Here is a 22,890-nt window from a genome sequence, read left to right as displayed (position 1 = left end):
CACTGCTACCCATGAACCTTATTGATACATTCAACCTTGATATCCGCGCGCTTCAAACCTTCGTTGCCGTTCTTGACGAAGGCAGTGTCTCCCGCGCGGCCGTCAAGCTTGGAGTCAGCCAGTCAGCCGTAAGCCACACGCTCGACCGCCTGCGCAAAGCCCTCGGCGACCCCCTGTTCGTCAAATCCGGGCGCGGCATCACGCCCACACGCTACGCAGTGCAGGCAGGCCCGCACATTCGCCAGATTCTCGACGACCTGCACTCTCTGGCCTCCGGCCCACCGTTCACCCCTGAAACTACAGAATTCACCTTCACAGTTGCGGCCAATGATTACGAGCGAGATCTGCTTTTGCCGCAACTCATGCAGCGTCTGCGGCAGCAAGCACCGGGTATCATGCTGCAGGTGATTGCCTCGGGCATTCCCACGGCAGACATGCTGCGCAAAAACATCTGCGACCTGATCATCTCCCCCCACGCCCCCGAAGCGACAGACATTATGCAAAGAGGGCTGATGGGCGATCGCATGGTGGTTTTTTACGACCCCAGCCAGCGCGAAGCCCCTGAAACGGTTACCGACTACCTGAAAGCCGACCACATCGCTTTGGTGTTCGGCACCGGAGAAAAACCCGCCCTCGAAGCCGGGTTATCTGCGCGCGGCCTGACCCGCCGCAACGTCATTACCGTCTCCAACTTCTCCGGCCTGCCGGAATTCCTCCGGGGCACTGACATGCTGGTTACCGCGCCTGAGCGAATGAGCAAATACTTACTTCGGGATTTTTCCTGGGTGCCCCTGCCCTTCAGTTTCAAGCCTTTCACCCTGCTGATGGTGTGGCATCGCCGCAACCAGAACGACCCGGCACACCGCTGGCTGAGAAACCACGTAAACGCCGTAGCCGCCACCATGAATGGCCTCAACGACTAACTTATCTGTTTTGCTCATATATCCTATGAGCAGCGCCCCTGTTATTTTTTCGTTAGGCACCCCCTAGAATCCACCCCAAAGTTGACTGCGATTGAGGGGGCGAGGCTTCCCAAACTGTGCGGAGCCATGGATGGCGTAGCCAAGCGTACACGGACGTATTCACAGCGTGTTTTGGAAGCCTCGCCCCCTCAATCGCCACCCCCCAAGGTATGGATAGTAGATGCTCGCACTCACCAGTATATGGACCACTATACTGCTCGCCGCCGCCGTAGCCCTCGGCCCGCTTGCCACCGACATGTATTTGCCGGCATTGCCGCAAATCGGCAGCGACTTTGGCACAGGCACCAGCCAGGTTCAGCTAACCCTGAGCCTCTACATGGTTGGTTTTGCCATAGCGCAGCTGATATGTGGCCCGCTGGCAGATCGCTTTGGCCGCAAGCCCATCATGATTGGTGGCTTTATAGTGTTTGCCATCGCCAGCATAGGTTGCGCACTCGCCAGCAACATCGAAACCCTGATTCTGTGCCGCTTTTTACAGGCGTTGGGCGGATCGGCTGGGCCAGTTTTGGGCCGTGCAGCCATCAGGGATATTTACACACCCCGCGAAGCCGCGAAAATAATGGCACTACTTGCCAGCATCATGGCGCTGGCGCCAGCCGTCGCACCCACACTGGGCGGCATCATGGTGGCCGGCTTGGGCTGGCACTCCATTTTCGTCGCACTGGGGGGCTACGCCCTGATCATGGCCGTCGTCGTTGCCTTCGGCATCCCCGAACCCATGCGGCCTGAATATCGCCAGCCCCTGAAGCTTTGCAGCCTGTTGCAAAATTATCGCGCCATAGGCACAGATATCAGCTTCCTGGGCTATACCCTGACCAACGCGCTGCTATTCTCCGGACTGTTTGCATTTCTCTCCGGCTCCTCATTCGTACTGATCGATTTTCTCAAAGTGCCACCTCAACAATTTGGCCTCTATTTCGCCGGCATTGTGGTTGGCTATGTCACCGGCAACCTCTCGGCAATCCGCCTTGGCAGCCACCTGGTGCCAGATCAAATTCTGGTTCGCGGGCTAGTCATAGCTGTAGCAGGTGGCAGCCTGATGGCAGCCCTGGCACTGGCAGAAGTCTTCAGTGTGTGGGCAGTTATACTGCCGCAGGCGCTATTTATGGCAGGTACAGGCATGGTGATGCCCCAAACCATGGCCGGCGCCATGGCCAACTTCCCGCGTATGGCTGGCTCGGCTTCCGCGCTGTTCGGTTTTGCACAAATGGCCATCGCGGCCTTCGCGGGCATGCTTGTAGGCATTCTTCACGATGGCACCTCTCTGGTTATGGCTGTCACCATTGCCATCAGCGCCGCTGCCGCACTGGCGAGCTACCTGCTATTGGTTCAACGCCACCCCGCTCCCGGGTTCGAACCGCAGGCCGCATCCAGCCAGTAGGCATACTCAATCGGCCCGAAGGGATGCAAAGTCATCCAAAATGGACTAAACAGGGTAGGTTGTTTCAGACTATCTCTGTTTAGCTATTTCCGTATCACCTTCTGTATCACCCAAGGAGCACTCCATGAGCACAGTTACTTTTGACGGCAACCCCATTGAACTGAGCGGCGAATTTCCTAAGAACGGCGACACAGCACCCGCCTTCACGCTCACCAGCAGCGGGCTGGAAGAAGTCACCCTCGACAACTGGGCAGGCAAACGCAAAATCCTGAACATCATCCCCAGTATCGACACAGGTGTGTGCGCCACATCCACCCGTAAATTCAACGAAAAAGCAGGTTCCCTCGACAACACGGTTGTACTGGTTGTCTCCGCCGACCTGCCCTTCGCCGCGTCCCGCTTTTGCGGTGCCGAAGGCCTGAAAAATGTAGAAACCCTCTCCACCTTCCGGAACTACAGCTTCCAGCAGGATTACGGCGTAGGGCTTCAAGGCGGCCCACTTGCCGGTCTCTGCGCACGAGCGGTAGTGGTTCTGGATGAATCCAACAAGGTTATCCACAGCCAGCTGGTCAGTGAAATCCACGACGAGCCGGACTACGACGCAGCACTGAAGGTGCTCTGAGCAGACTTTTAAAGCGGCACTAGAAAAACCTGGCGGAAAACCACTCCGGCCCGGAGCCTTTTGGGTGTGTCGGGCTCCCCAGACTGTGCATTGCCAAGGATGGCAATGCCAAGCCCCCACGGACGGGTTCACGGCGTGTCTGGGGAGCCCGACCCACCCGAAAGGTTAACTCCAAAGTAAAACTGTTAGACTTCCACTCCCAAACCCAAACCCAAACCCAAACCCAAACCCAAACCCAAACCAAGGCACCACCCAAAACCCGTGAGCACCACCCAAACCGCAAGCCTACCCCGACAGCTTTACACCATGACCTGGCCCATGCTGTTTGGCGCACTCTCACTCATGACCTTCCAGCTCGCGGATAGCGCATTTATCGGCCAGCTTGGCCGGGATCCACTGGCTGCTTTGGGCTTCACACTCCCCATGCACCAACTGATCATCGGGTTACAAGTTGGTCTCGGCATTGCCACCACCGCCATCATTTCGCGAACACTTGGGGTAGGCGACGAACTCCGGGCATTTCGCTTGGGTGGGCTTGTCATAGTCGTTGGCAGCACACTGGTCTTCGTACTGTGTGTTATCTTGTGGCTTCTTCAAACTCCCATCATGACCGCACTCGGCGCAGACAACACCCTGCTCCCTATGGTGCGCAGTTACTGGTTACCCTGGCTATTTTCCGCCTGGATCGGCGCTTTTTTATACTTTGGCTACAGCATCTGCCGCTCCCATGGCGACACAAAACTACCCGGTTACATGATGGTGGCTACCAGCCTCGCCAACATCGCTCTGGACCCGCTCTACATATTCGTATTCGGCTGGGGACTGCCCGGTGCCGCCTGGGCCACCGTAACCGCCTTCGGAATAGGCTGTCTGTTTATTTACCCCAAACTGTTGAAGCGCGGCTGGGCTCGCTTCGATCTTCGCGAACTCGCCTTGGGTCGCGCCCTTAAACAACTCAACAGCATCATGGCGCCCGCCATGGTCAGCCAGCTTATGCCGCCCGTTTCAGCCATGCTGGCAACGGCCATGGTCGCCGGTTTCGGCTCCGCCGCCGTGGCAGCCTGGGGCCTGGGCACACGCCTGGAATTTTTCTCCATTGTGGTCGTGCTCGCACTCACCATGTCCATGCCGCCCATGATTGGCCGACTGCTGGGTGCCGGGGATATTGAACAGATTCGCAAACTGGTGCGAATTGCCGTGCGGTTTGTGGTGGGCTGGCAGCTGGCCATTGGCCTGCTCTGGCTAATCGCCTCTGGTTTGGTATCGGAACTGTTCAGCAGTGACCAACAGGTGCAAGAGATTCTTGGTGCCTACCTTGTGCGGGTGCCACTCAGCTACAGCGGCCTGGGGGTGTGCATGTTGATGGTGTCCATCTGCAACGCCCTTGGCCTTGCCGTGCGGGCGTTGCTGGTTTCAATGCTGCGGTTATTTTTGTGCTTTCTGCCCCTGCTGTGGCTGGGCAGCCAGCTCAATGGCATTTACGGTTTGATGAGCGGTGCGCTGGTGGGCAACCTGCTGGCCGGCATTATGGCTTACAGCTTCTATCGCGCCGGCATGAAACAACTCCGGGAAAGCGCCTCAGGCAAAGCGTGACCGGAAGCTTTCCGGAACGGGGGTGACCTTCTTCTGGAGGTAATCAAAAAACACAAATCCATACTTTGCCAAAGCAACAGCCTGCTCCGTCTCGGCCTTGGTTACCCTGAACACAAAATCCCCGCCGTATTTATTGAAGTCCATCACTCCCACTTCAAATCGTAGCATTTCCGGGAAAAAGGATTCCGACTGATACATGGTCGCAAGGTCCGTCACTATAATGCCCTGGCCGCTGTTGTTGCCCTCAGAAATACCAAGACTGATCAAAAACTGAGCCCGCGCTTCCGACAGCATCGACACCAGTGCATCGTTACCGAGGTGGTTGGCACCGTTAATATCCGTTGTTCGAACTTGCATGAGGGTTTCAAAACAGAACACATTATCGGGGAAGGAAAGCTTGATTCGGGCCACTTCAGGTACCTGTATAGCAAAGGGTCGTGTGCAGCACTGAATGATACCCTCTTGTGCCACGACCTTCATCTCAATGATCTTGTTGCAAAAATCGGTTATCGTCAGTGCTGGTCTTTTAGCGCTGAATTCAGCCTTTGCGCGCTGCATGTAAAGGCAAGTTGAGGTGACAGTTGTGAACAATGGAAAATCTATGGATATTCGCCCTGCGGCCACTCTGGCACTGGTAAGGGACACCCCCGAAGGCATCGAAGTGTTACTGCTACAACGCACCTGGAGCGCCGTTTTTCTACCCGGCTTTTATGTGTTTCCAGGCGGTGCGGTAGATGAGCAGGAATCCCATGGGCGCCTGCACGCAGCGGGCGTGAAAGACACGGAAATCAGCCACACCATGAGCCTGAGTGAAGGCGGCGCGGATTATATGCTGGCGGCTGTTCGCGAATGCTTTGAGGAGGCCGGCGTACTGGTGGCCATGGATGCCGACCGGCAGCTCATCGGCGGAGACCACCCTGCCCACGATGACCGCAAAGCGGTATTCAAAGGCGAGCTGCCCCTGGCCGAGCTGTGCCAGCGCCACCAGCTAACCATCCCTCTGGACAGACTGGCCTACCTGAGCCACTGGATTACCCCTCCCGGCCCTCCCCGGCGCTTTGATACCCGATTCTTCGTGACCGAAGCACCAGAAAACCAGTACGTGAGCCATGATGGCGAGGAAACCATTGATCACGTATGGATTCGCCCCGAACAAGCGCTGCAAGAGCAGCGTGCCGGCACGCGCTTGATGACGTTGCCAACCTTGGGAACCCTCAGGGTTTTGCGGGATTTTGACTCTGTAGACAGCCTCATGCGCTACGCCTGGGCAAATCCTCCCGAGCCCTACCCGAGCCAGCCCTGGCCAGCGATCCGTCGTGGCAAGTCGGTGTTTCTGGAGCCGGATTCTCCGGCCTACGCGGAGGCCGTCAAGCTGGACCCGGAAGGGGAAGGCAGTACCAAAGCAGAGATTGTTCCCGGTGAGGCGGTTGAGGTTGCTGCAGGCGTGATTCGCCTTACAGCACCTAATCCCGGCGTGATGACCGGCCCTGGCACCAACACCTACATTCTGGGTCACGAACGCTTTACCGTGCTCGACCCGGGTCCAAGCCATGCAGGGCACATAGAACGTATTCTTGAGGTAACGGGGGGCAAAATTGATTCGGTGGTAGTCACTCATACCCATCTGGACCACTCACCGGGCACCCAGGCGCTGAAGGAGCAAACGGGCTGTCGGGTTTACGGTCGACCTGCACCAGATGGCCCGGGCCAGGACCATAAATTCGCGCCCGACCAACAGCCTGAGCATGGGGATTTGATCAAAACCGATGCGGGCACTCTCAAGGTTCTGCACACACCCGGACACGCCTCCAACCACCTGTGCTTCCTGTTAGAGGATCAGCAGCTGCTGTTTTCAGGGGATCACATCATGCAGGGCTCAACAGTGGTTATAAACCCGCCGGACGGCGACATGAAGGCCTATCTGGAATCGCTCTACGACCTGTTTGCCGAAAAAATCCGCTTCATTGCCCCTGCCCACGGATTCGTGATGGGGCAACCGCAAGCGATCATCGACTATCTGATCACTCACCGGCTGGCCAGGGAGCATAAGATTGCGCGCGCCCTCGCCAAGCTTTCACCGGTGAACCTGAAAGACCTCACCAGCAAAGCCTACGGCGACGTGCCAGCGGCTATTCATGGCGTTGCAGCCCGCTCTGCCTTGGCCCATTTGCTGAAACTGGAGGCTGATGGCCGCGCCCTGCAGGAAGACGGGCTCTGGCAGGCCACAAAGTCCACCTGAGCCCGGCCCATCGGCAGGCGTGCAAAGCGCCTGTCGATGCTTATTTTTTGGCGATAATGTATACCGCGTGCACGATACCGGGAATGTAGCCCAGAATCGTCAGCAGTATGTTGATCCAGAAGTGTTTTCCGATACCCACCTGCAAAAACACACCCAGTGGCGGTAACAGAATGGCAATAATAATTCGCAAAAAGTCCATATAGTTAACTCCCTCAGTCGGATATAACTGGATAGGTCAGGTACGCATGTACCCTGCGTACCATAACTATTATTGGCAACAATGTTCATGTCTGCACCATGAAAATGGCATTAAATCTGTGTTATTGCCATATTCATGACCCTCGGCCAACCTTTATCCTTGGGCCTTCGTGAACGACCCGTGAGGAATCATGCTGTTTTACAGGCTGAAAATGCTGACCGCTCTGACACCGCCTTTTTGCTTGCTCATGCTGGCCTTGCCTTCTGTTTCACTGGCAGACCCACCTAAAAGCAGCGGCCAGAATCCTGTAATCCAGGAGATTCTGCTGGCAGAATTGGCGGACGATGAAAACGTTGAGGATGTAGAGCGCTCAGAGCCACGACGGGAACCACCTGACACGCCCTCAGTGGAAGCGGTCCCTGCAGCTGAAGAAGCCGCACAAGCACCCAAACCAAAGCGTTCGCCAAAGCCGAAGAAAGTAGCGCCCAACATTGACCTGAAGGAAGTTGCGCCTGCACCTACTCCTGAGCCGCCGAAAGACCCTGCCATTCAGGAAAGCCCAGGCACCGAAGAGCCGGTAGTCGTCGCCGACGCTCCAGAAGACAAAGCATCCGAACCAGAAGTTAAAGGTCCACAGCCCGCAAAAAATCTGGCTCTGCTTGGCAGCGAAGTGTTACCGGGTACATCAACCCGCCTGGCCTGGTCGTCTGGTATTCAGATTGCCGGCTTGTCGCAGCCCACACCGGTATTGGTGGTTAACGGCGTCAACGCCGGCCCCACCCTATGCCTGACAGGCACCATCCATGGCGACGAGTTGAACGGCATCGAAATTATCCGCCAGACGATGTACGACCTTGATCCGGAAAAACTCAGTGGCAGCGTGGTGGGCATCCCCATTGTGAACCTGCCCGGATTCCAGCAGGGTAGCCGATATCTGCCGGATCGCCGCGACCTGAACCGGCACTTCCCCGGCCGGCCGAATGGCAGCCTGGCAGACCGGATTGCCTACTCACTTTTCGAAAAAATTATCCGGCACTGCGACATGCTGGTGGATATACATACTGGCTCACTGAAGCGCACCAACCTGCCGCAACTTCGTGCTGACATGAACAATCCCACGGTGGCAGAATTTACCCGCGGGTTTGACCGCATGGCGGTGGTGCACAGTAGCGGGTCACCCGGGATGCTCCGCACCGCTGCGGTAGATGTGGGCATTCGTGCGGTAACACTGGAGGCTGGCGAATCCCATCGCATACAGGAGCATCAGATCAAGGCAGGCGTAAACAGCCTCACCAGCCTGATGGAAAAGCAGGGCATGATCTCGCGGATGTTCGTATGGGGCGACCCGCAACCCGTGTACTACAACTCTGCGTGGGTGCGGGCAAACGACGGCGGTATTCTGTTCAGCAAGGTTAAATTGGGCGCGAAAGTGTCCAAGGGTCAGATTCTTGGCTATGTCGCCGACCCGATCACCAATGCCCAGTACCCTATCCACTCCAACAGCGATGGCCGAATCATTGGTATGGCGGTAGATCAGGTGGTCATGGCGGGCTTTGCTGCCTATCACATAGGTACAGAAGCCAAGGTACCGGGAGAATAGCGCTCAAGGTTTACGTGCGCGCGTTCAAAGCCGACTCGATGCGCTGCAGCACGTCGACCAACACAGCACTGGGGCAACCAATGTTCAACCGCATGAAACCGCTGCCCTGTTCACCGAATGAGATGCCGGGGTTCATTCCGACTCCGGCGTCCTGCACGAAAAACCGCTTCAAGGCTGCATCGTCCAACCCCATTCCTCTGCAATCCAGCCACACCAGATAGGTTCCTTCTGGCGCGCGGGTTTTGATGCCGGGCAAGCGTGCATTCACCGTGTTGATCACAAAGTCCCGGTTCTCCTGCAAATACGCCATCAGCTCATTCAACCAAGGCCCACCAGAACGGTAACCCGCTTCAAATCCCGCAATACTGAATGGGTTGCACTGGGGCACATGCAGGGAATCGAAGACTGCCTGCATGGCATTGCGTTGCGCCTTATCGGGGATGGCAAGAGCAGACAGCCCAAGCCCGGGGATGTTGAAGGTCTTGCTTGGTGCAATAGCCGTGATCAGTGCATCGCCAGGCCGAGCCAGCGTTGCCAGCATCCGGTGCCGTGGCATGTCGGCATAGGTAAGGTCGCAGTGGATTTCATCTGAAATCACCACCAGATCATGGCGTCGGGCAATATCCAGAACAGCTTCAAGCTCTTGCTCCGACCAGGTACGCCCAACCGGATTATGGGGTGAACACAGCATCAGCAGGCGGGCATCCGGGCGGGCGGCGCAAGCTTCCAGGTGCTCCAGATCCATCCGGTAGTAACCGGTTTCATCGCAAACCAGTGGATTTTCAATAATCTCCCGCCCGCTCAAGCGAACCGAACTGAAAAACGGCGGGTACACTGGCGGCTGAATAATCACGCCTTCACCCGGAGCAGCACAAGCCATACAGGCTGCATGCAAGGAAGGAACAACCCCTGGCGCCATCAGTATCCAGTGGCGCTTGATTTCCCACCCATGTTGCTCACGAAACCAGTCCTGTATTGACTGGTAAAGGCTATCGGGGAAAAGCGTATAGCCATAAACCGGATGTGCGGCACGCTCTGAAAGCGCGCGAGTAACCGCCTCTGGTGCGGCGAAATCCATGTCTGCCACCCACACTGGAATCACATCCTCTCGGCCAAATACTGCCTTGCGGACATCGAGTTTTACCGAGCAAGTATCTTGGCGATTAAGAGGCTGATCAAACGGGCTTGTCACTGGTAAACTCCATAACCGATTAGCAATCCAGGTATCCGGGCTATTGTCGTCGGGTAACACTACCACCGCAACCAACCTGCGGCGCCTATTGGAGTTTTTGATGATTGGCCAGATTCTTTCAACCCTGCTGCCGGTATTTCTCATTGCTGGTTGCGGTGCCCTTTACGGCCGGTTTCGCACCCCGGATATTCGTGGATTAAACGTTCTGAACATGGAGCTGTTTGTGCCTATGCTGGTGTTTGCAGTACTGGCCGATCAGCAAGCGCCTCTTCAGGATTATGCCGGGCTTGCGCTCGCCGCAACGGTTGTGGTGCTCGGTTCCGGCATTGTTCTGTATCCGCTGGCCCGGGTACTCGACTTGAACCTGAAAACCTTTTTACCCCCCATGATGTTCAACAACTCCGGCAACATGGGCATTCCGCTGTTGGTTCTGGCCTTTGGTGAAGCGGCGCTGCCCGCAGCCATCGTGCTATTCATTGTGGAAATGCTGCTGCATTTTTCTGTGGGGCTGTACATGCTCGACCCGCACACCTCCATTTTGCAGCGCCTGAGACTGCCCATTGTGTTTGCCAGCATCGCCGGGCTGGCGGTTAACCTTGGCGGCGTTGCTCTGCCAGGCTGGCTATTGCACTCCCTGAACATGCTCGGGGAAATCTGCATACCGCTGATGCTGTTTACCCTCGGCGTGCGTATGCTGGATATCGACTTCAGCGATTGGAAACTGGGCATGCTGGGCGCCATCGCCTGCCCGGTCAGTGGGCTATTGCTGGCCTGGCCGATGATTGCACTGCTGGATCTCCCCGGCCTTCAAATCGCTTCACTATGGGTATTCGCCGCGCTGCCTCCTGCGGTGCTCAACTACATGGTGGCTGAGCAGTATCAGCAAGAGCCCCATAAAGTGGCTTCTCTCGTACTAATAAGTAACCTCGGCAGCCTTATTGTTATGCCGATCGTACTTGGGCTGGTTTTTGCCGCCGGTTACATCTGAGGACATAGTGAATGCCTGAAGCCATTGCGGTCTATACTGTTATTAGCAACGGTGCCCTTGCATGTGGGGAAACTTTGACCGAAGGTTAAACTGAAATTCGCCGAATTTTATCCACGATATGGAGGTCTGCCCGTGAGTGTACTTTTACTGCTCATCAGTGCCCTGATTCTGATCTATGTGGGAGTTGGCGGCACCACAGCCGCTGCGGTAATGTCTATCGCAACCCTGGTTGGCCTGTTCCAGGACGAGTGGCACATTGCCAGTATTCTGTTTGGCGGCCTTTTTCTCGCGCTTGCCCTGATTCTGGTTATTCCGAGCGAGCTGCGCCTCGACAAATTCAGCCGCCCACTGTTGGGCTGGGTTCGCAGCCGCCTTCCCAAGCTGTCTTCAACCGAAGAAGAAGCCCTGAAATCCGGTTCTGTGGACTGGGATGGTGAACTGTTTTCGGGCAAACCTGAATGGTCAAAACTGCTGGATGCAAAGCCTGCACACCTGTCCAGCGAAGAACAGGCGTTTCTTGATGGCCCGGTAGAAAAACTCTGCAGCATGCTCGATGACTGGAAGATCACCCACGAAGACTACGACCTGCCGGACAAGGTCTGGAAATTTATCCGTGAGAACGGATTTTTCGGCCTGGTGATCCCGAAAGAAGACGGCGGCATGGGCTTCTCCAACACTGCCCACTCTGAAATCGTCATGAAAATTTCTACCCGCAGCGTATCTGCTGCGGTCACCGTGATGGTACCCAACTCCCTCGGCCCGGGTGAGTTGTTGATGCATTACGGCACCGACGAACAGAAAAAACACTACCTGCCAAGGCTCTCCGGTGGTGAAGAGATTCCCTGCTTTGCCCTCACTTCGCCCATCGCGGGTTCCGATGCGGGCGCCATTCCAGACAAAGGCATAGTGTGCAAAGGCCAATGGAACGGCGAAGACGTTCTGGGTTTGAAAGTTACCTGGAACAAACGCTATATCACTCTGGCACCGGTGGCGACGCTGATTGGCCTGGCCATCAAGGTGTACGACCCGGAAAATCTGCTGGGCGATAACGAAGACATAGGCGTGACCTGTGTTCTGGTGCCGCGGGAAACCGAAGGCGTACACGCAGGCGCTCGACACCTGCCAATGAATACCGTCTTCATGAATGGGCCGACGTGGGGCACCGAAGTGTTTATTCCCATGGACCAGGTAATCGGTGGCCAGGACATGCTCGGCAAGGGCTGGACCATGCTGCTGGAATGCCTGTCCATTGGCCGCTCCATTTCCCTGCCCGCGCTGGGCACCGGTGCCGGCAAGGTAGCCAGCCTGGCAACCGGCTCCTACGCCTACACTCGCGAACAGTTCGGCCGCTCCATCAGCCAGTTTGAAGGTGTTCAGGAGGCTCTGGAGCCCATCGCTGGTTACACCTACATGATGGATGCTGCCCGCTTGCTGACCTCCAGTATGTTGGACAGGGGCGTGCGGCCCGCGGTGCCTTCTGCCCTGCTGAAATACCGCAACACCGACCTGATGCGGATAGTGATCAACCACGCCATGGATGTGGTCGCCGGTCGCGGCGTTATTACCGGCCCCCGCAACTTCATGGCCCGCGCTTACAACGCTGTACCCATTGGCATTACCGTGGAAGGCGCAAACATTTTGACCCGCAGCCTGATGGTGTTTGGTCAGGGGGCGATTCGCTGCCACCCGTTTATTGTTGATGAAATTGCAGCGGCTGACATGGAAGACGAAGATCAGGCAGTGAAGAAGTTCGACGGCATCTTCTACAAGCACCTGGCTCACACTACACGGAACGCTTTGAGGGCTTTTGTTCTTGCCCTCTCCGGCGGGTTGTTTGAAACAGTGCCACGGCAAGGAAACATCCGCTCATATTACCGCCAGCTTGCCCGCTTTTCGGCAGCGTTTGCCCTAATGACGGATGTAACCCTGCTCTCCGTGGGCGGTGGACTTAAAGCCCGACAGCGCCTCTCCGGGCGCATGGCAGACTGCCTGGTGCAGCTGTACTACGCGACGGCCGTAATCAAGCAATGGCACGAGGAAGGCTACCCTGCCGACCAGCGCCCGCTGGTGGAATGGTGCCTGCAAACCTGCCTTCAGGACTTGCAGCACTCGATGCGCGAAGCCATCACCAAGTTCCCTGTACCTGCTCTACGCTGGCCAATGCGCCTGCTGGTATTCCCGCTGGGTGCGACCGGCCTGAACGGGCCGGATGACAAGCTTGGCGCCCAAGTGGCTGCCAGCATCGTTAAAGACACACCGCTGCGCCAGCGCATCAGCCGCGGTGCCTACACCACAATGGATCCGAAGGACCCTCTTGGTCGGGTTCTGAATGCCTACAAGCTGGCAAACGAAACCGCCGATGTACGTGGCCGCATGCACGAGGCCGTTCGTAATCGTGATAAAGACGATCTAGACGAAGTGACACTGCTGATGGGCCACGAGCGCAAAAAGCTGGTGGACTGGGCCTGTGCAGAAGGCGTTGTGAAGACGGAGGAGCGCGAGAAGCTTGAAGATGCACTGACGGCTTTGTACGACGTTATCCGGGTGGATGCTTTCGACGAAGAAGGCCTGAAAGCTCTGTCCCGATGTGCCAAAGGGAAACGCAAAGTAGTTGAACGCCCTGGCGTTAAGTAGGCTCTAAAGCTGTGGCCAGCATTTTCAAGTGCTGGCCACTTGCCTTATGGCTCACTGGCTATGCCCGGGAACCGTCCTGGTATACGGGCCATTGATCAACAATCTTTCCATTGCGCATTGCCAGTATGTCGCCAAACTGCAGCAATACCGCCTCACTTTGTTGCGGGCGCAGAAACACCTGATCGTTCACTTGAAGCCCCACTCCCGGCGAGGCCGTCACCAGCTCCTGGTTCGAGCTTCTGCCATACAAGCTGTTGCTCTGCAGCCCCTCTGGCGCGACGAAATCCGCCAGCCAGTTGCCGCCATAAATAAAATAGGTAGCGCGCTGGTTGATATCCCACCAGGAGAAGATTTTCGATTTTCCATCCAACGCCGGAATATTCACTGGCCCGGTGGATTTCAGAACAGGGCTGGCAATAAACGCCGCAGGAACATGATCGCTCAAAGACGGCAAATCAAAGTGCGTGGGCATCACCATGGCCGACCCCACCGCCAACTCCGTACTCAGGGTTTCGGTTTCGTGCAGGCGGTAACTGGGGCTGCCGGCGGTATTGAGCGCAAGGCCGTCCCGCCAAAGTGCCGGATACTGGTTTCGGGTGAAATCCACAAAGCCCTGATAGCGGGTCATCACCTTGCCTAGCAACGTTTCCGGAGAACCAAGAACCGAGGGCAGTTCCATGCCGACAAACGGGTCGTAACCCATGAACCCGGAGAACTCGAGATGCTCCGGGTTATTGGCAATCAAGCCAAGTAACACATTCAAAGTATCGTTATCGGTCACACCACCGCGATGCAAGCCAACGTCCAGCTCAATGTTGATACGGAACTTGCTGTTGCGTGCTCGTGATATCTGCAAGTATTCCTGCAACCGTTCAGGCGCATCAATCAGCCACTGGATTCGCGCTGTAGGATCAGCCTGCCCTTGATGCTGCTGATAGAACACCTCAACTGATCGGGCTGGCAGCGGTTTGCCCAGCAATATATCGGCTTGCGGAAAGTATTCGGCGGTCTGATTCAGGAAGGGTTGGTGGAACGACATCAGCTTGTCGGTGCCGGTACGGCTGGCAATGTATTCCAGCAAACCGCGCGCCGGCAGCGACTTTTCGACCAGGCGCAAGGCCTTGCCGCTGCGTTGCAGAGAAGCTTTCACCACATCAATGTTGTGATCCAGACGGTCCAGATCCACCACCAATACAGGCCGCATGGGCCCGGCGCGTTTCAGCTCCGCGTTCAGCGCCTGGAAGTAAGCCGTGTAAGGTTTGCCCTTATCTGCAGGTCGTAGCAAACCAGCTCCGGTCATTATGGCCGCACCACCCAACAGGCCGGTGAACAGAAAACCACGACGATTCACAGTACTCTCCCCCTCAATCGCTCCTTCAATATATCTGTCACTCTCTACCTCACGCGCCCAGAATTGAACGCAGGTGGGCATTCAGGAACTTACCCTGCGGGTCAAGGCTCTCGCGTAACCCGGTAAACTCGCGCCACTGCGGGTACAACTTCTCCAGATGACGTGCATTCAGTGTATGCAACTTACCCCAGTGGGGCCTGCCATCGTATTTCCAGAAAATCGGCTCTATGGCCGCAAACAGATTGTGATAATCCATGCTGTAGTGCTGGTGCACAGAAATGGCACAACTATCGCGCCCCTGGAACATACTTAAAGGTATATCGTCAGCCTGCACATAGCGGTATTCCAGTGGAAACCAGGTGGGCAGGTCATTACGCTCGATAAGCTGCAGAATCTCGCGCAGGCAGGCCGGGCCATGCTCGGCGGGCACCGAGTATTCCATTTCGTTAAAGCGCACCGAGCGTATGTTGGAATAGATCTCGTAAGACTCGCCAATACGCTCATCAAAGGTGGCAAAGTGCCGCAGGTTGTTCAGCAAGAAGCGGCGGGCTGACGGGAAATCACTTCCGTATTTATCCAGCTTCTCAAGCAGGGTCACAAACTCATTGCCCCCGCTTTCTGCCTTGTTTACCGGAGGTGTGGCTGGCTCCTCGGTTTCGTTCAAGGCAATGGCCAGTGCGTAATCCGAATGGGGAATCACCAGCATTTCCCAGTGCTGGTTTTCGGACATGTGCCGGTCAATATCCGCCAGCAAGTCTTCGGTTTTGGCCACCCACATGGTTTCCCGCAGGCGATAGCCTGGCCGGTTCTGCATAGTCAGCCGGGTGATTACCCCAAGCGAGCCCATGGATACGCGGGCGGCATGGAACACCTCCGGGTTACGTGTGGCATCGCAATCCAGTACCTCACCGCTCGCAGTCACCAACTGCAACCCTTTGATGTAACTTGAGTAAGAGCCGTATTTAATGCCAGTACCGTGGGTCGATGTTGCAACGGCACCGCCCAAAGTCTGGTGATCTATATCAGCCATATTGATGAAGCCCTGGCCCACCTCATTCAGCGCCATGCCCATGAGTGCCATGGAGGTGCCCGCACCAAACTCCGCCCGATGGGTTGCCGAATCATGGCTTAACATGCCGCCAAAATAGCCGAGGGAAAGCAAGGTATCATCCGTGGGCACCAGCGGGCTGAACGAGTGCCCCGCCCCAACCGGGCGAATGGTGCCGGTGCTGCGAGTAATAACATCTACCAGTTCGTCCAGCGTTTTGGGGGATATCTGGCTTGCTGGCAGGCAGGTCTGCACACCCGACCAGTTGCGCCAGGGCTGCATGCGTTGAGGGTTGAGAAGTTGTGCAAGTGCTGCCTGGCTGCCAAGCGCACCCAAAGCACCGAGGGCGCCGGCGTATTGAAGAAACTGGCGACGGTTTAACGACATGTTGGTTCCTTGTTCACTGCGTCGGTGAATACGCGCAGCTTTGTTACTATTGAAGCAAGGATACCCGCTGCAAGATCATTCTCCGATAGCAGTAGCGCCGGAAGGGCCGACAGAAAGGGTCAATTTCGCATCATTGTGACCTGAGTCCCCCTCTGATGGCTTCATCCACCAGCCAACCTCTCAGCAGTTGTATGCTCCGCTCCCTTCTTCGGCTGGTTTTCCAGGCAAAATAGAACCGGTCGCCGGTCACCAGCGGGTGGCATGGCAAGCGCACAAATTCTTCTGAATCCTTTCGGGTGCTCAACATGTAATCGTTGGTCAGAGCGATGCCCTGATGGTGGCGCGCGGCCTCCAACGCCAGCAGCATGTGACTGAAGTGCTGAACGCGCGTGCCGGAAGGTATGGACTCATCCACAGTTTGATACCAGGCCTCCCAGTCCCCAGCGGCCTTGTCGTAAATGCTGTGAGTGGATAGCAGGGGAAAGCGGGCCACCTCCGCCGTGGTCATGGCCGGCTCATCACGCCCTGCTGCATCCGCTTCCCGACCCAACTCTCTACAAATGCGCTGCCAATAATCCTGACTGCACACGGGAAACAATTGCTCAACGTACAAAAGCTCGTAACTGTAGGCTGAAGACCCGCGATTTATCGTAATAAAACAGTCCGCCACACGATCAGACAGTACGGGGTTTTCGCTGGTCATCTCCAGCGCCAACTCTACCTGCGGGTGCTGTCGCTGCAGATTCGGCAACCGCGGCACCAGCCAACGAACGGCAAAGGAACTGAAGAGCGCAAGCCGCAACCTGGATTCTTCATGCCCCAGCAGTTTTTCACTGGCCCGTTCGATTTGCAGCAACGCCGTACTGACGGCATCGAGATACTGCCGCCCCTCGTCGGTTAACGCGAGCGTGCGCCCTCCACGCCAGAACAGCTGCTCCCCCAGATAGGTTTCGAGCTGTTTGATCTGATGGCTCACCGCACTCTGGCTTACCGAGAGCTCATCAGCAGCCAATGAAAAACTGTTGAGGCGGGCGACGGCTTCAAATACGGGCAGGGCTCTTAGTGGTGGCAGCTTCATTATCTATTTATCTAATACCAGCTCAAGAAACATCATTTTATCGGATATTAAAGCGCAAGTAGACTGTACCTGCCACTTTCTATGTGCGCGCTTTATCCACCCCCCGTGTATCAGGTAATAAAAAGATGTCAGGTAAAACTGTAAACAGCGCAATTCTTCTGCTTGTGCTTGGCAACGCCATGGCGCTGATATCTGACGTGTTTATCAAGCTCATGGAGCCGGGCGCACCGATTCTGCAGTTCGCATTTTTACGCTGCCTCATCACCCTTGTTTTCCTGGTTCCGCTGGCTCGCAAGATCGACCGGAACAACCTGTTTTCCGGCATAAAAGTACACGCCATCAGGGCGCACGTTCATCTGGTAGGCTTGCTGTGCATGATCGTTGCCTTAAGCAACCTGCCACTGGCCACGGCCAACGCCGTATTTTACGCAGCGCCGATTCTGGTGATGGTGTTTTCAGTGGTTATCTTCCGGGAGTCGCTTTCGCCATTGAGTGTGCTTGCGGTATTCAGCGGGTTTGCCGGCATCATCGTCATCTTGCGCCCCGTGGAGTTCAATTGGGCGGCGGTAGCCGCGCTGGGGTCTGCACTGACACTGGCAATCAACGCGGTGATGGTGCGCAAGTTGCCCAAGGGCCAGAGCACGGTACACAAGTTGTTTCTCAACTACCTGTTGGTTATCCCGGTGTCTGGGCTACTTGCAATATGGGAGTGGCAACAAGGTGCCACCTGGCACCCAGAGATTTTGCTAACCGCGGTCGGTTCGGCATTTTTTATTCTGGGTTACAACATCACCGTTTTGTTGGCCTACCGGCAAGTGGATGCCAATCAGGTGACCAGCGCGGAATACACAGGACTGATCTGGGCTGTAGCGATCGGCTGGATCTGGTTTAACGAGGTACCGGACTGGTGGTTCCTGGTGGGCAGTTTGATGGTTGTTGTGCCGCTAGTGATGATCGGCCTGAATCAGCGTCGCAAATCACCTCCCAGGGGCTTTAATCCTGCTACCCGGGAGGAGTCCCGAGTCGCTTCGGTGGAGGCCTGACGCAGTAGGGGGAGAAACACCTCCCGAAACACGCTGTGAATACGTCCGTGTACGCTTGGCTCCGCCATCCCTGGCTCCGCACAGTTTCGGGAGGTGTTTCTCCCCCTACTGCTTGTATGGAGCTTCGTACCCGGTTTATGAGTCTGCTTTTAGGCAAGCTTCAATTGAGAAAGTATGGGTGCACTCGTCACCCAGCGCACGCAAAGACTCCGCGAGTCTCAATAAGTATTCGGAATTGGGGCCACTCGGACCAACCGCAGAAGCAATCTGGCGGGCTATATCTGCGTCCGGCGCCTCGCCAAGGAAGGCTTCGTTATCCTCAGTGGCAATGTAAACCAGCCCCTCACCATGACTGCCGTTATCGAACGTCAGGGTTGTGGTGAATCGCAGATAACCATTCTTCTCCCGCACATCCAAATGCTCGAAGACCTTCGGTGATACCCGGAAGGCCATACCTTTGCACTTGGCGCCCGGCTGCTCGATCAGAGTCACCACACGCCCCGGCGCTTCCGGAGTGCCTCTATGATCATGGGATCCCTGCCAGAACCGGCGCGCCCAGCCCTGAATGGATGCGGGGCGCTTTTCGAGGTATGGAAAATCTACTTTGTAAATCAACGAGCCATAACCAAACAACCAGATCGAGTCGATACCGGAGAAATCCTGTCGGTTACGATTGTGCTCTGTGGTGTCTGCAGACATTGCGCGTCCTTATGCTCCCATCAATCCCGAACTGGCGATAAAACCCGTGATGCCTGTCAGTACAATTTCTGCTGCCATGGCTGAGAGTACCAAACCGCTGATCTTGGATAAGATGTTGAGGCCGGTTTTGCCTAGTGCTTTTTCCAGGTAGCCAGACAGATGCAGCAATATACCCAGTATCAATAGGCCAGAAAGCAAGCCCAGCAGGCCTCCGGCAACTTCCGGGGCATTCTTGAGTTCGGCACCGTAAACCAGAATAGCACCAATGGTGGCAGGGCCAATCATCACCGGAACGGCCAGGGGCACAACAGCGATGTCGTCGCGCTCTTCCTCGGGCAGGCCGGTGGCATGGTTACGGGTGCCGCTGGTGACCAGGCTGATAGCGGTCAGGAACAGCAGTGTACCGGCGCCAATACGGAAGGAGTTCAGAGTAATGCCGATGGCACTGAACAAAACCGGGCCACCGAAGAACAACAAAACACCCATAATGGATGCTGCAATGCACGCCCGGCGGATAATCGAGGCTTTTTCAGCAGCGGGCAATCCCCGGGTCAAGGCGATAAACATGGACACTGCAAAGAAGGGAGCCAGCAAAAACAGGAAGCGAATTGTACTGCTGACATAGGTGCTGAAAAACATCTCAATCATCGAAAAAATTCCGGTGTGTGCAAAAGCGCAAAGCATAGCGCTTTATCCGGATTTCTGCCGTACGCAACAGAACGTATGGCAGGCAAAGTCCTGAGCTTGCACTAGGCTGTAGGTAGCTCACAGAAGTTTCATAGGTTCAAACACGGGGCGTTTGCATCATGAAGATTGGCATTCCAAAAGAGATTTTCGAAGACGAAAGGCGAGTTGCAGCCACTCCGCCATCGGTACACAAACTGATCAACCTGGGTTACGACGTTACGGTCGAGGCAGGCGCAGGCGAAGCCGCACATTATCGCGATGAAGCCTACGAGGCTGTTGGCGCCGCCATTGCCGCGAGCACTGCGTCACTGTGGGGCGAGGCAGATTTTATTCTGAAGGTTCGCGCTCCCATGCTGAATACTGCGCTGGGCAAGCATGAAGCCGACCTGATGAAGGAAGGTGCCTTTCTTGCCAGCTACATCTGGCCGGCCCAGAACTCCGATTTGCTGAAGCAACTGGCGGGCCGAAACATTACCACCTTTGCCATCGACAGCCTGCCCCGAATCAGCCGGGCCCAGAAAATGGATGCCTTGAGCGCCATGGCCAACATTGCCGGATATCGCGCGGTGGTGGAGGCAGCCAATCACTTCGGGCGTTTCTTCACCGGCCAGATAACAGCCGCCGGCAAAGTGCCACCCGCCAAGGTAATGGTGATCGGCGCCGGTGTAGCCGGGCTTGCGGCAGTAGGAGCCGCCAATAGCTTGGGGGCTATAGTTCGGGCCTTCGATACCCGGCTGGAAGTAAAGGAACAGATTGAAAGCATGGGCGCGGAATTCCTGCAGTTGGATTTTGGCGAGGAAGAAGGCAGTGGCACTGGTGGTTACGCTAAACAGATGAGCGATGAGTTCATCAAAGCCGAAATGGCGCTGTTCGCAGAGCAGGCCAAAGAGGTGGATATCATCATCACCACCGCCCTGATTCCCGGCAAGCCAGCACCTAAACTGATCACCGCCGACATGGTGAAATCCATGAAGCCCGGCAGTGTGATTGTGGATTTGGCATCAGAGCGCGGCGGCAACTGCGAACTCACCGAGCCGGGAAAAATTGCCGAGCACCACGACGTTACGCTGATCGGCTACACAGACCTGCCCAGTCGCATGGCCAAGGTGGCCAGTGATCTCTATTCCACCAATCTGTTTCATCTGGTGACTGAACTGACGCCGGAGAAAGACGGTCAACCCAAGATCAATATGGACGATGACGTGATTCGTGGCCTTACCGTGGTGTTGGGCAAGGACGTAACCTGGCCGCCACCACAACCGCAAACACCCATCAGCCCCAAGCCTGCACCGGGCACAGAAGAACCTTCGGCAGAACAAAAAGCGGCAGCACACAAGGAGTCCCAACGCCGTAGCCTGATCGGCAAGGGGGCCGTGTTAGTCGTCACTCTTGCCGCACTTTATGGTGTTGGCGCCTATGCACCGGAGAGCTTCCTGCGCCACTTCACCGTGTTCGTACTGGCCTGCTTTATAGGCTGGCAGGTGGTGTGGAACGTCACTGCTTCCCTGCACACACCTCTGATGAGTGTCACCAACGCCATCAGCGGCATTATCGTGATTGGTGCCATGTTACACCTGGCCCAGGCAGAGAACGCCGTGGTCGGAGTTCTGGCGTTTGTGGCGGTGCTGATTGCCAGCATCAACGTAGGGGGTGGCTTCCGGGTTACCCATCGCATGCTCAAAATGTTCCGCAAATAGGAGGCGACCACCATGAGTACAGGACTCGTTAGTGTGGCCTACGTGGTCGCCAGCGTATTGTTTATTCTCAGCCTCGGCGGCTTGAGCAATCAGGAATCGGCACGCCGGGGTAACCTTTATGGCGTAGCCGGTATTCTCATTGCACTGGTCGCCACCATGGCCAGCGTCAGTGACAGTGGGCTTGTGGCCATTGTGATCGCGGTGTTAGTGGGTGCCAGCATTGGCATTGTCATTGCCAACAAGGTGGAAATGACCCAAATGCCACAACTCGTGGCGCTACTGCACAGCTTTGTGGGCCTTGCGGCGGTATTGGTGGGTTTTACCGGCTATATCGATCCGCTGATTCACAGCACAGGAGCCGAGCACACCATCAAACTGGTGGAAGTGTTTGTGGGTATCTTTATTGGTGCCGTTACCTTCACCGGCTCGCTGGTAGCCTGCGGCAAACTGGACGGTCGCATCGACAGCAAAGCCCTCACCCTGCCCGGCCGGCACTTGATGAATCTGGCGGCTATCGCCGTATCCGTGGTGCTGGGCTGCTGGTTCCTGAGCACCGATAGCATGGCGCTGGGCATACTGGCCCTGATACTGATGACCGTGATTGCGTCTGTTCTGGGCATTCACCTGATCATGGCCATTGGCGGTGCCGACATGCCGGTGGTGGTGTCTATGCTCAACAGTTACTCCGGCTGGGCCGCAGCCTCCATCGGCTTCATGCTCGGCAACGACCTGTTGATCGTGACCGGCGCATTGGTGGGCAGCAGCGGTGCCATTCTCAGCTACATCATGTGCAAGGCCATGAACCGGTCATTCATCAGCGTAATCCTCGGCGGGTTTGGCCAAACCAGCAGGAGTTCTGCAAGCGCAGGCCCTGACGACCGAACGGCACTGGAAACCAGCGCAGATGAAGTGTGCGAAGAGCTACGCAATGCCGATTCCGTCATTATCGTACCGGGCTACGGCATGGCGGTGGCGCAGGCTCAGAGTGGGGTCAGCGACATGACCAAGCTGTTGCGGGAGCGTGGCGTAAATGTACGCTTTGGTATCCACCCCGTTGCTGGCCGACTACCCGGCCACATGAACGTACTGCTGGCAGAAGCCCATGTGCCCTACGACATAGTGCTGGAGATGGACGAGATCAACGGGGATTTTCCGACAACAGATGTGGTGCTGGTTATCGGCGCAAACGACACGGTGAACCCTGCAGCGGCAGAAGACCCTGGCAGCCCGATTGCTGGTATGCCAGTGCTGGAGGTGTGGAAGGCACGGCAAGTGGTGATTTTAAAACGGGGTATGGCAACGGGTTATTCAGGGGTGGAAAACCCGCTGTTCTTCAAGGAAAACGCCCGCATGCTGTTTGGTGATGCCAAAGACAGCATCGACAAACTGGTCAGCGGGCTGAGGGACTAAACCGAGTAAACTTGATAGACGCGGTATCCGAAACACCCGGATACCGCTCCACACCAAAT

19 protein-coding genes are annotated in these 22,890 nt (G+C 56.3%); 11 read left to right on the top strand and 8 right to left on the bottom strand.

Annotated features, from left to right (window positions below; genetic code table 11):
- Positions 1 to 11: 11 nt before the first annotated feature.
- From Q0824_RS13985 to Q0824_RS13970, 4 genes are all read left to right on the top strand, one after another.
- Entirely contained in the window at positions 12 to 923 is a 912-nt protein-coding gene (locus Q0824_RS13985; protein WP_298452632.1) for a LysR family transcriptional regulator, read from the top strand.
- A gap of 220 nt (positions 924 to 1,143) precedes the next feature.
- Positions 1,144 to 2,364 carry a multidrug effflux MFS transporter gene (locus Q0824_RS13980; protein ID WP_298451899.1) on the top strand — a complete coding sequence of 407 codons (1,221 nt, stop codon included), beginning with the start codon at positions 1,144 to 1,146 and terminating at the stop codon, positions 2,362 to 2,364.
- A gap of 124 nt (positions 2,365 to 2,488) precedes the next feature.
- Entirely contained in the window at positions 2,489 to 2,986 is a 498-nt protein-coding gene (gene tpx, locus Q0824_RS13975; protein ID WP_298451896.1) for a thiol peroxidase, read from the top strand.
- 306 nt (positions 2,987 to 3,292) lie between these two features.
- Positions 3,293 to 4,579, top strand: a complete 1,287-nt coding sequence (locus Q0824_RS13970) for an MATE family efflux transporter (RefSeq protein WP_298452629.1) — start codon at positions 3,293 to 3,295, stop codon at positions 4,577 to 4,579.
- Here Q0824_RS13970 and Q0824_RS13965 read toward each other — a convergent pair.
- Positions 4,565 to 4,990, bottom strand: coding sequence for a thioesterase family protein (locus Q0824_RS13965; RefSeq protein WP_298452626.1), 426 nt, complete (start codon positions 4,988 to 4,990; stop codon positions 4,565 to 4,567). The genes Q0824_RS13970 and Q0824_RS13965 overlap by 15 nt on opposite strands.
- A 190-nt stretch (positions 4,991 to 5,180) precedes the next feature.
- Here Q0824_RS13965 and Q0824_RS13960 point away from each other — a divergent pair, with 190 nt between their 5' ends.
- Positions 5,181 to 6,818 (top strand): MBL fold metallo-hydrolase, encoded by a 1,638-nt coding sequence (locus Q0824_RS13960; protein WP_298451893.1) that lies wholly within the window; start codon positions 5,181 to 5,183, stop codon positions 6,816 to 6,818.
- A gap of 40 nt (positions 6,819 to 6,858) precedes the next feature.
- Here Q0824_RS13960 and Q0824_RS13955 read toward each other — a convergent pair whose 3' ends face one another.
- Complete coding sequence (locus tag Q0824_RS13955; RefSeq protein ID WP_100638698.1) at positions 6,859 to 7,017, bottom strand: YqaE/Pmp3 family membrane protein; 159 nt, start codon at positions 7,015 to 7,017, stop codon at positions 6,859 to 6,861.
- Positions 7,018 to 7,207: 190 nt separating this feature from the next.
- Here Q0824_RS13955 and Q0824_RS13950 point away from each other — a divergent pair, with 190 nt between their 5' ends.
- A complete protein-coding gene (locus Q0824_RS13950) occupies positions 7,208 to 8,617 on the top strand; it encodes a succinylglutamate desuccinylase/aspartoacylase family protein (protein ID WP_298451889.1) in 1,410 nt (469 codons plus the stop codon).
- A 10-nt stretch (positions 8,618 to 8,627) separates the two neighbouring features.
- Here the strand turns inward: Q0824_RS13950 and Q0824_RS13945 are convergent, their stop codons facing one another.
- On the bottom strand, positions 8,628 to 9,809 hold the full coding sequence (locus Q0824_RS13945; RefSeq protein ID WP_298451886.1) for a PatB family C-S lyase: 1,182 nt from the start codon (positions 9,807 to 9,809) through the stop codon (positions 8,628 to 8,630).
- A 100-nt stretch (positions 9,810 to 9,909) separates the two neighbouring features.
- Here Q0824_RS13945 and Q0824_RS13940 point away from each other — a divergent pair, with 100 nt between their 5' ends.
- Both Q0824_RS13940 and Q0824_RS13935 read left to right on the top strand, forming a co-directional pair.
- Complete coding sequence (locus Q0824_RS13940; RefSeq protein WP_298451884.1) at positions 9,910 to 10,797, top strand: AEC family transporter; 888 nt, start codon at positions 9,910 to 9,912, stop codon at positions 10,795 to 10,797.
- Positions 10,798 to 10,929: 132 nt separating this feature from the next.
- Positions 10,930 to 13,431, top strand: coding sequence for an acyl-CoA dehydrogenase (locus Q0824_RS13935; RefSeq protein WP_298451881.1), 2,502 nt, complete (start codon positions 10,930 to 10,932; stop codon positions 13,429 to 13,431).
- 58 nt (positions 13,432 to 13,489) lie between these two features.
- Here Q0824_RS13935 and Q0824_RS13930 read toward each other — a convergent pair whose 3' ends face one another.
- From Q0824_RS13930 to Q0824_RS13920, 3 genes are all read right to left on the bottom strand, one after another.
- Positions 13,490 to 14,782: a DSD1 family PLP-dependent enzyme gene (locus Q0824_RS13930; protein ID WP_298451878.1), complete on the bottom strand. Its 1,293-nt coding sequence runs from the start codon at positions 14,780 to 14,782 to the stop codon at positions 13,490 to 13,492.
- Positions 14,783 to 14,831: 49 nt separating this feature from the next.
- Entirely contained in the window at positions 14,832 to 16,217 is a 1,386-nt protein-coding gene (locus tag Q0824_RS13925; RefSeq protein ID WP_298451876.1) for a D-arabinono-1,4-lactone oxidase, read from the bottom strand.
- 130 nt (positions 16,218 to 16,347) lie between these two features.
- Positions 16,348 to 17,295, bottom strand: a complete 948-nt coding sequence (locus Q0824_RS13920) for a LysR family transcriptional regulator (protein WP_298451873.1) — start codon at positions 17,293 to 17,295, stop codon at positions 16,348 to 16,350.
- A 125-nt stretch (positions 17,296 to 17,420) separates the two neighbouring features.
- Here Q0824_RS13920 and Q0824_RS13915 point away from each other — a divergent pair, with 125 nt between their 5' ends.
- Positions 17,421 to 18,338 (top strand): DMT family transporter, encoded by a 918-nt coding sequence (locus tag Q0824_RS13915; RefSeq protein ID WP_298451870.1) that lies wholly within the window; start codon positions 17,421 to 17,423, stop codon positions 18,336 to 18,338.
- A 135-nt stretch (positions 18,339 to 18,473) separates the two neighbouring features.
- Here Q0824_RS13915 and Q0824_RS13910 read toward each other — a convergent pair whose 3' ends face one another.
- Entirely contained in the window at positions 18,474 to 19,037 is a 564-nt protein-coding gene (locus Q0824_RS13910) for a gamma-glutamylcyclotransferase (RefSeq protein WP_298451867.1), read from the bottom strand.
- A 9-nt stretch (positions 19,038 to 19,046) separates the two neighbouring features.
- On the bottom strand, positions 19,047 to 19,685 hold the full coding sequence (locus Q0824_RS13905) for a MarC family protein (protein ID WP_298451863.1): 639 nt from the start codon (positions 19,683 to 19,685) through the stop codon (positions 19,047 to 19,049).
- 158 nt (positions 19,686 to 19,843) lie between these two features.
- On the opposite strand from Q0824_RS13905, the gene Q0824_RS13900 reads away from it, so the two are divergent.
- A complete protein-coding gene (locus Q0824_RS13900; RefSeq protein ID WP_298451860.1) occupies positions 19,844 to 21,421 on the top strand; it encodes a Re/Si-specific NAD(P)(+) transhydrogenase subunit alpha in 1,578 nt (525 codons plus the stop codon).
- Positions 21,422 to 21,433: 12 nt separating this feature from the next.
- Positions 21,434 to 22,831 carry a Re/Si-specific NAD(P)(+) transhydrogenase subunit beta gene (gene pntB / locus Q0824_RS13895; protein ID WP_298451857.1) on the top strand — a complete coding sequence of 466 codons (1,398 nt, stop codon included), beginning with the start codon at positions 21,434 to 21,436 and terminating at the stop codon, positions 22,829 to 22,831.
- Positions 22,832 to 22,890 lie beyond the last annotated feature (59 nt).

Origin of the sequence: uncultured Marinobacter sp. (assembly GCF_947488835.1) — a bacterium.
GTDB lineage: Bacteria > Pseudomonadota > Gammaproteobacteria > Pseudomonadales > Oleiphilaceae > Marinobacter.
The sequence above is the reverse complement of the archived record's forward strand: the minus strand, read 5'-3'. Positions and strand labels throughout refer to the sequence as shown.

Excerpts from the sequence above, each read along its gene's own strand:
- Q0824_RS13985 (WP_298452632.1), top strand. The coding sequence starts at position 12 with ATGAACCTTATTGATACATTCAACCTTGATATCCGCGCGCTTCAAACC.
- Q0824_RS13980 (WP_298451899.1), top strand. The coding sequence starts at position 1,144 with ATGCTCGCACTCACCAGTATATGGACCACTATACTGCTCGCCGCCGCC.
- tpx (WP_298451896.1), top strand. The coding sequence starts at position 2,489 with ATGAGCACAGTTACTTTTGACGGCAACCCCATTGAACTGAGCGGCGAA.
- Q0824_RS13970 (WP_298452629.1), top strand. The coding sequence starts at position 3,293 with ATGACCTGGCCCATGCTGTTTGGCGCACTCTCACTCATGACCTTCCAG.
- Q0824_RS13960 (WP_298451893.1), top strand. The coding sequence starts at position 5,181 with ATGGATATTCGCCCTGCGGCCACTCTGGCACTGGTAAGGGACACCCCC.
- Q0824_RS13955 (WP_100638698.1), bottom strand. The coding sequence starts at position 7,017 with ATGGACTTTTTGCGAATTATTATTGCCATTCTGTTACCGCCACTGGGT.
- Q0824_RS13950 (WP_298451889.1), top strand. The coding sequence starts at position 7,208 with ATGCTGTTTTACAGGCTGAAAATGCTGACCGCTCTGACACCGCCTTTT.
- Q0824_RS13940 (WP_298451884.1), top strand. The coding sequence starts at position 9,910 with ATGATTGGCCAGATTCTTTCAACCCTGCTGCCGGTATTTCTCATTGCT.
- Q0824_RS13925 (WP_298451876.1), bottom strand. The coding sequence starts at position 16,217 with ATGTCGTTAAACCGTCGCCAGTTTCTTCAATACGCCGGCGCCCTCGGT.
- Q0824_RS13920 (WP_298451873.1), bottom strand. The coding sequence starts at position 17,295 with ATGAAGCTGCCACCACTAAGAGCCCTGCCCGTATTTGAAGCCGTCGCC.
- Q0824_RS13915 (WP_298451870.1), top strand. The coding sequence starts at position 17,421 with ATGTCAGGTAAAACTGTAAACAGCGCAATTCTTCTGCTTGTGCTTGGC.
- Q0824_RS13910 (WP_298451867.1), bottom strand. The coding sequence starts at position 19,037 with ATGTCTGCAGACACCACAGAGCACAATCGTAACCGACAGGATTTCTCC.
- Q0824_RS13905 (WP_298451863.1), bottom strand. The coding sequence starts at position 19,685 with ATGATTGAGATGTTTTTCAGCACCTATGTCAGCAGTACAATTCGCTTC.
- Q0824_RS13900 (WP_298451860.1), top strand. The coding sequence starts at position 19,844 with ATGAAGATTGGCATTCCAAAAGAGATTTTCGAAGACGAAAGGCGAGTT.
- pntB (WP_298451857.1), top strand. The coding sequence starts at position 21,434 with ATGAGTACAGGACTCGTTAGTGTGGCCTACGTGGTCGCCAGCGTATTG.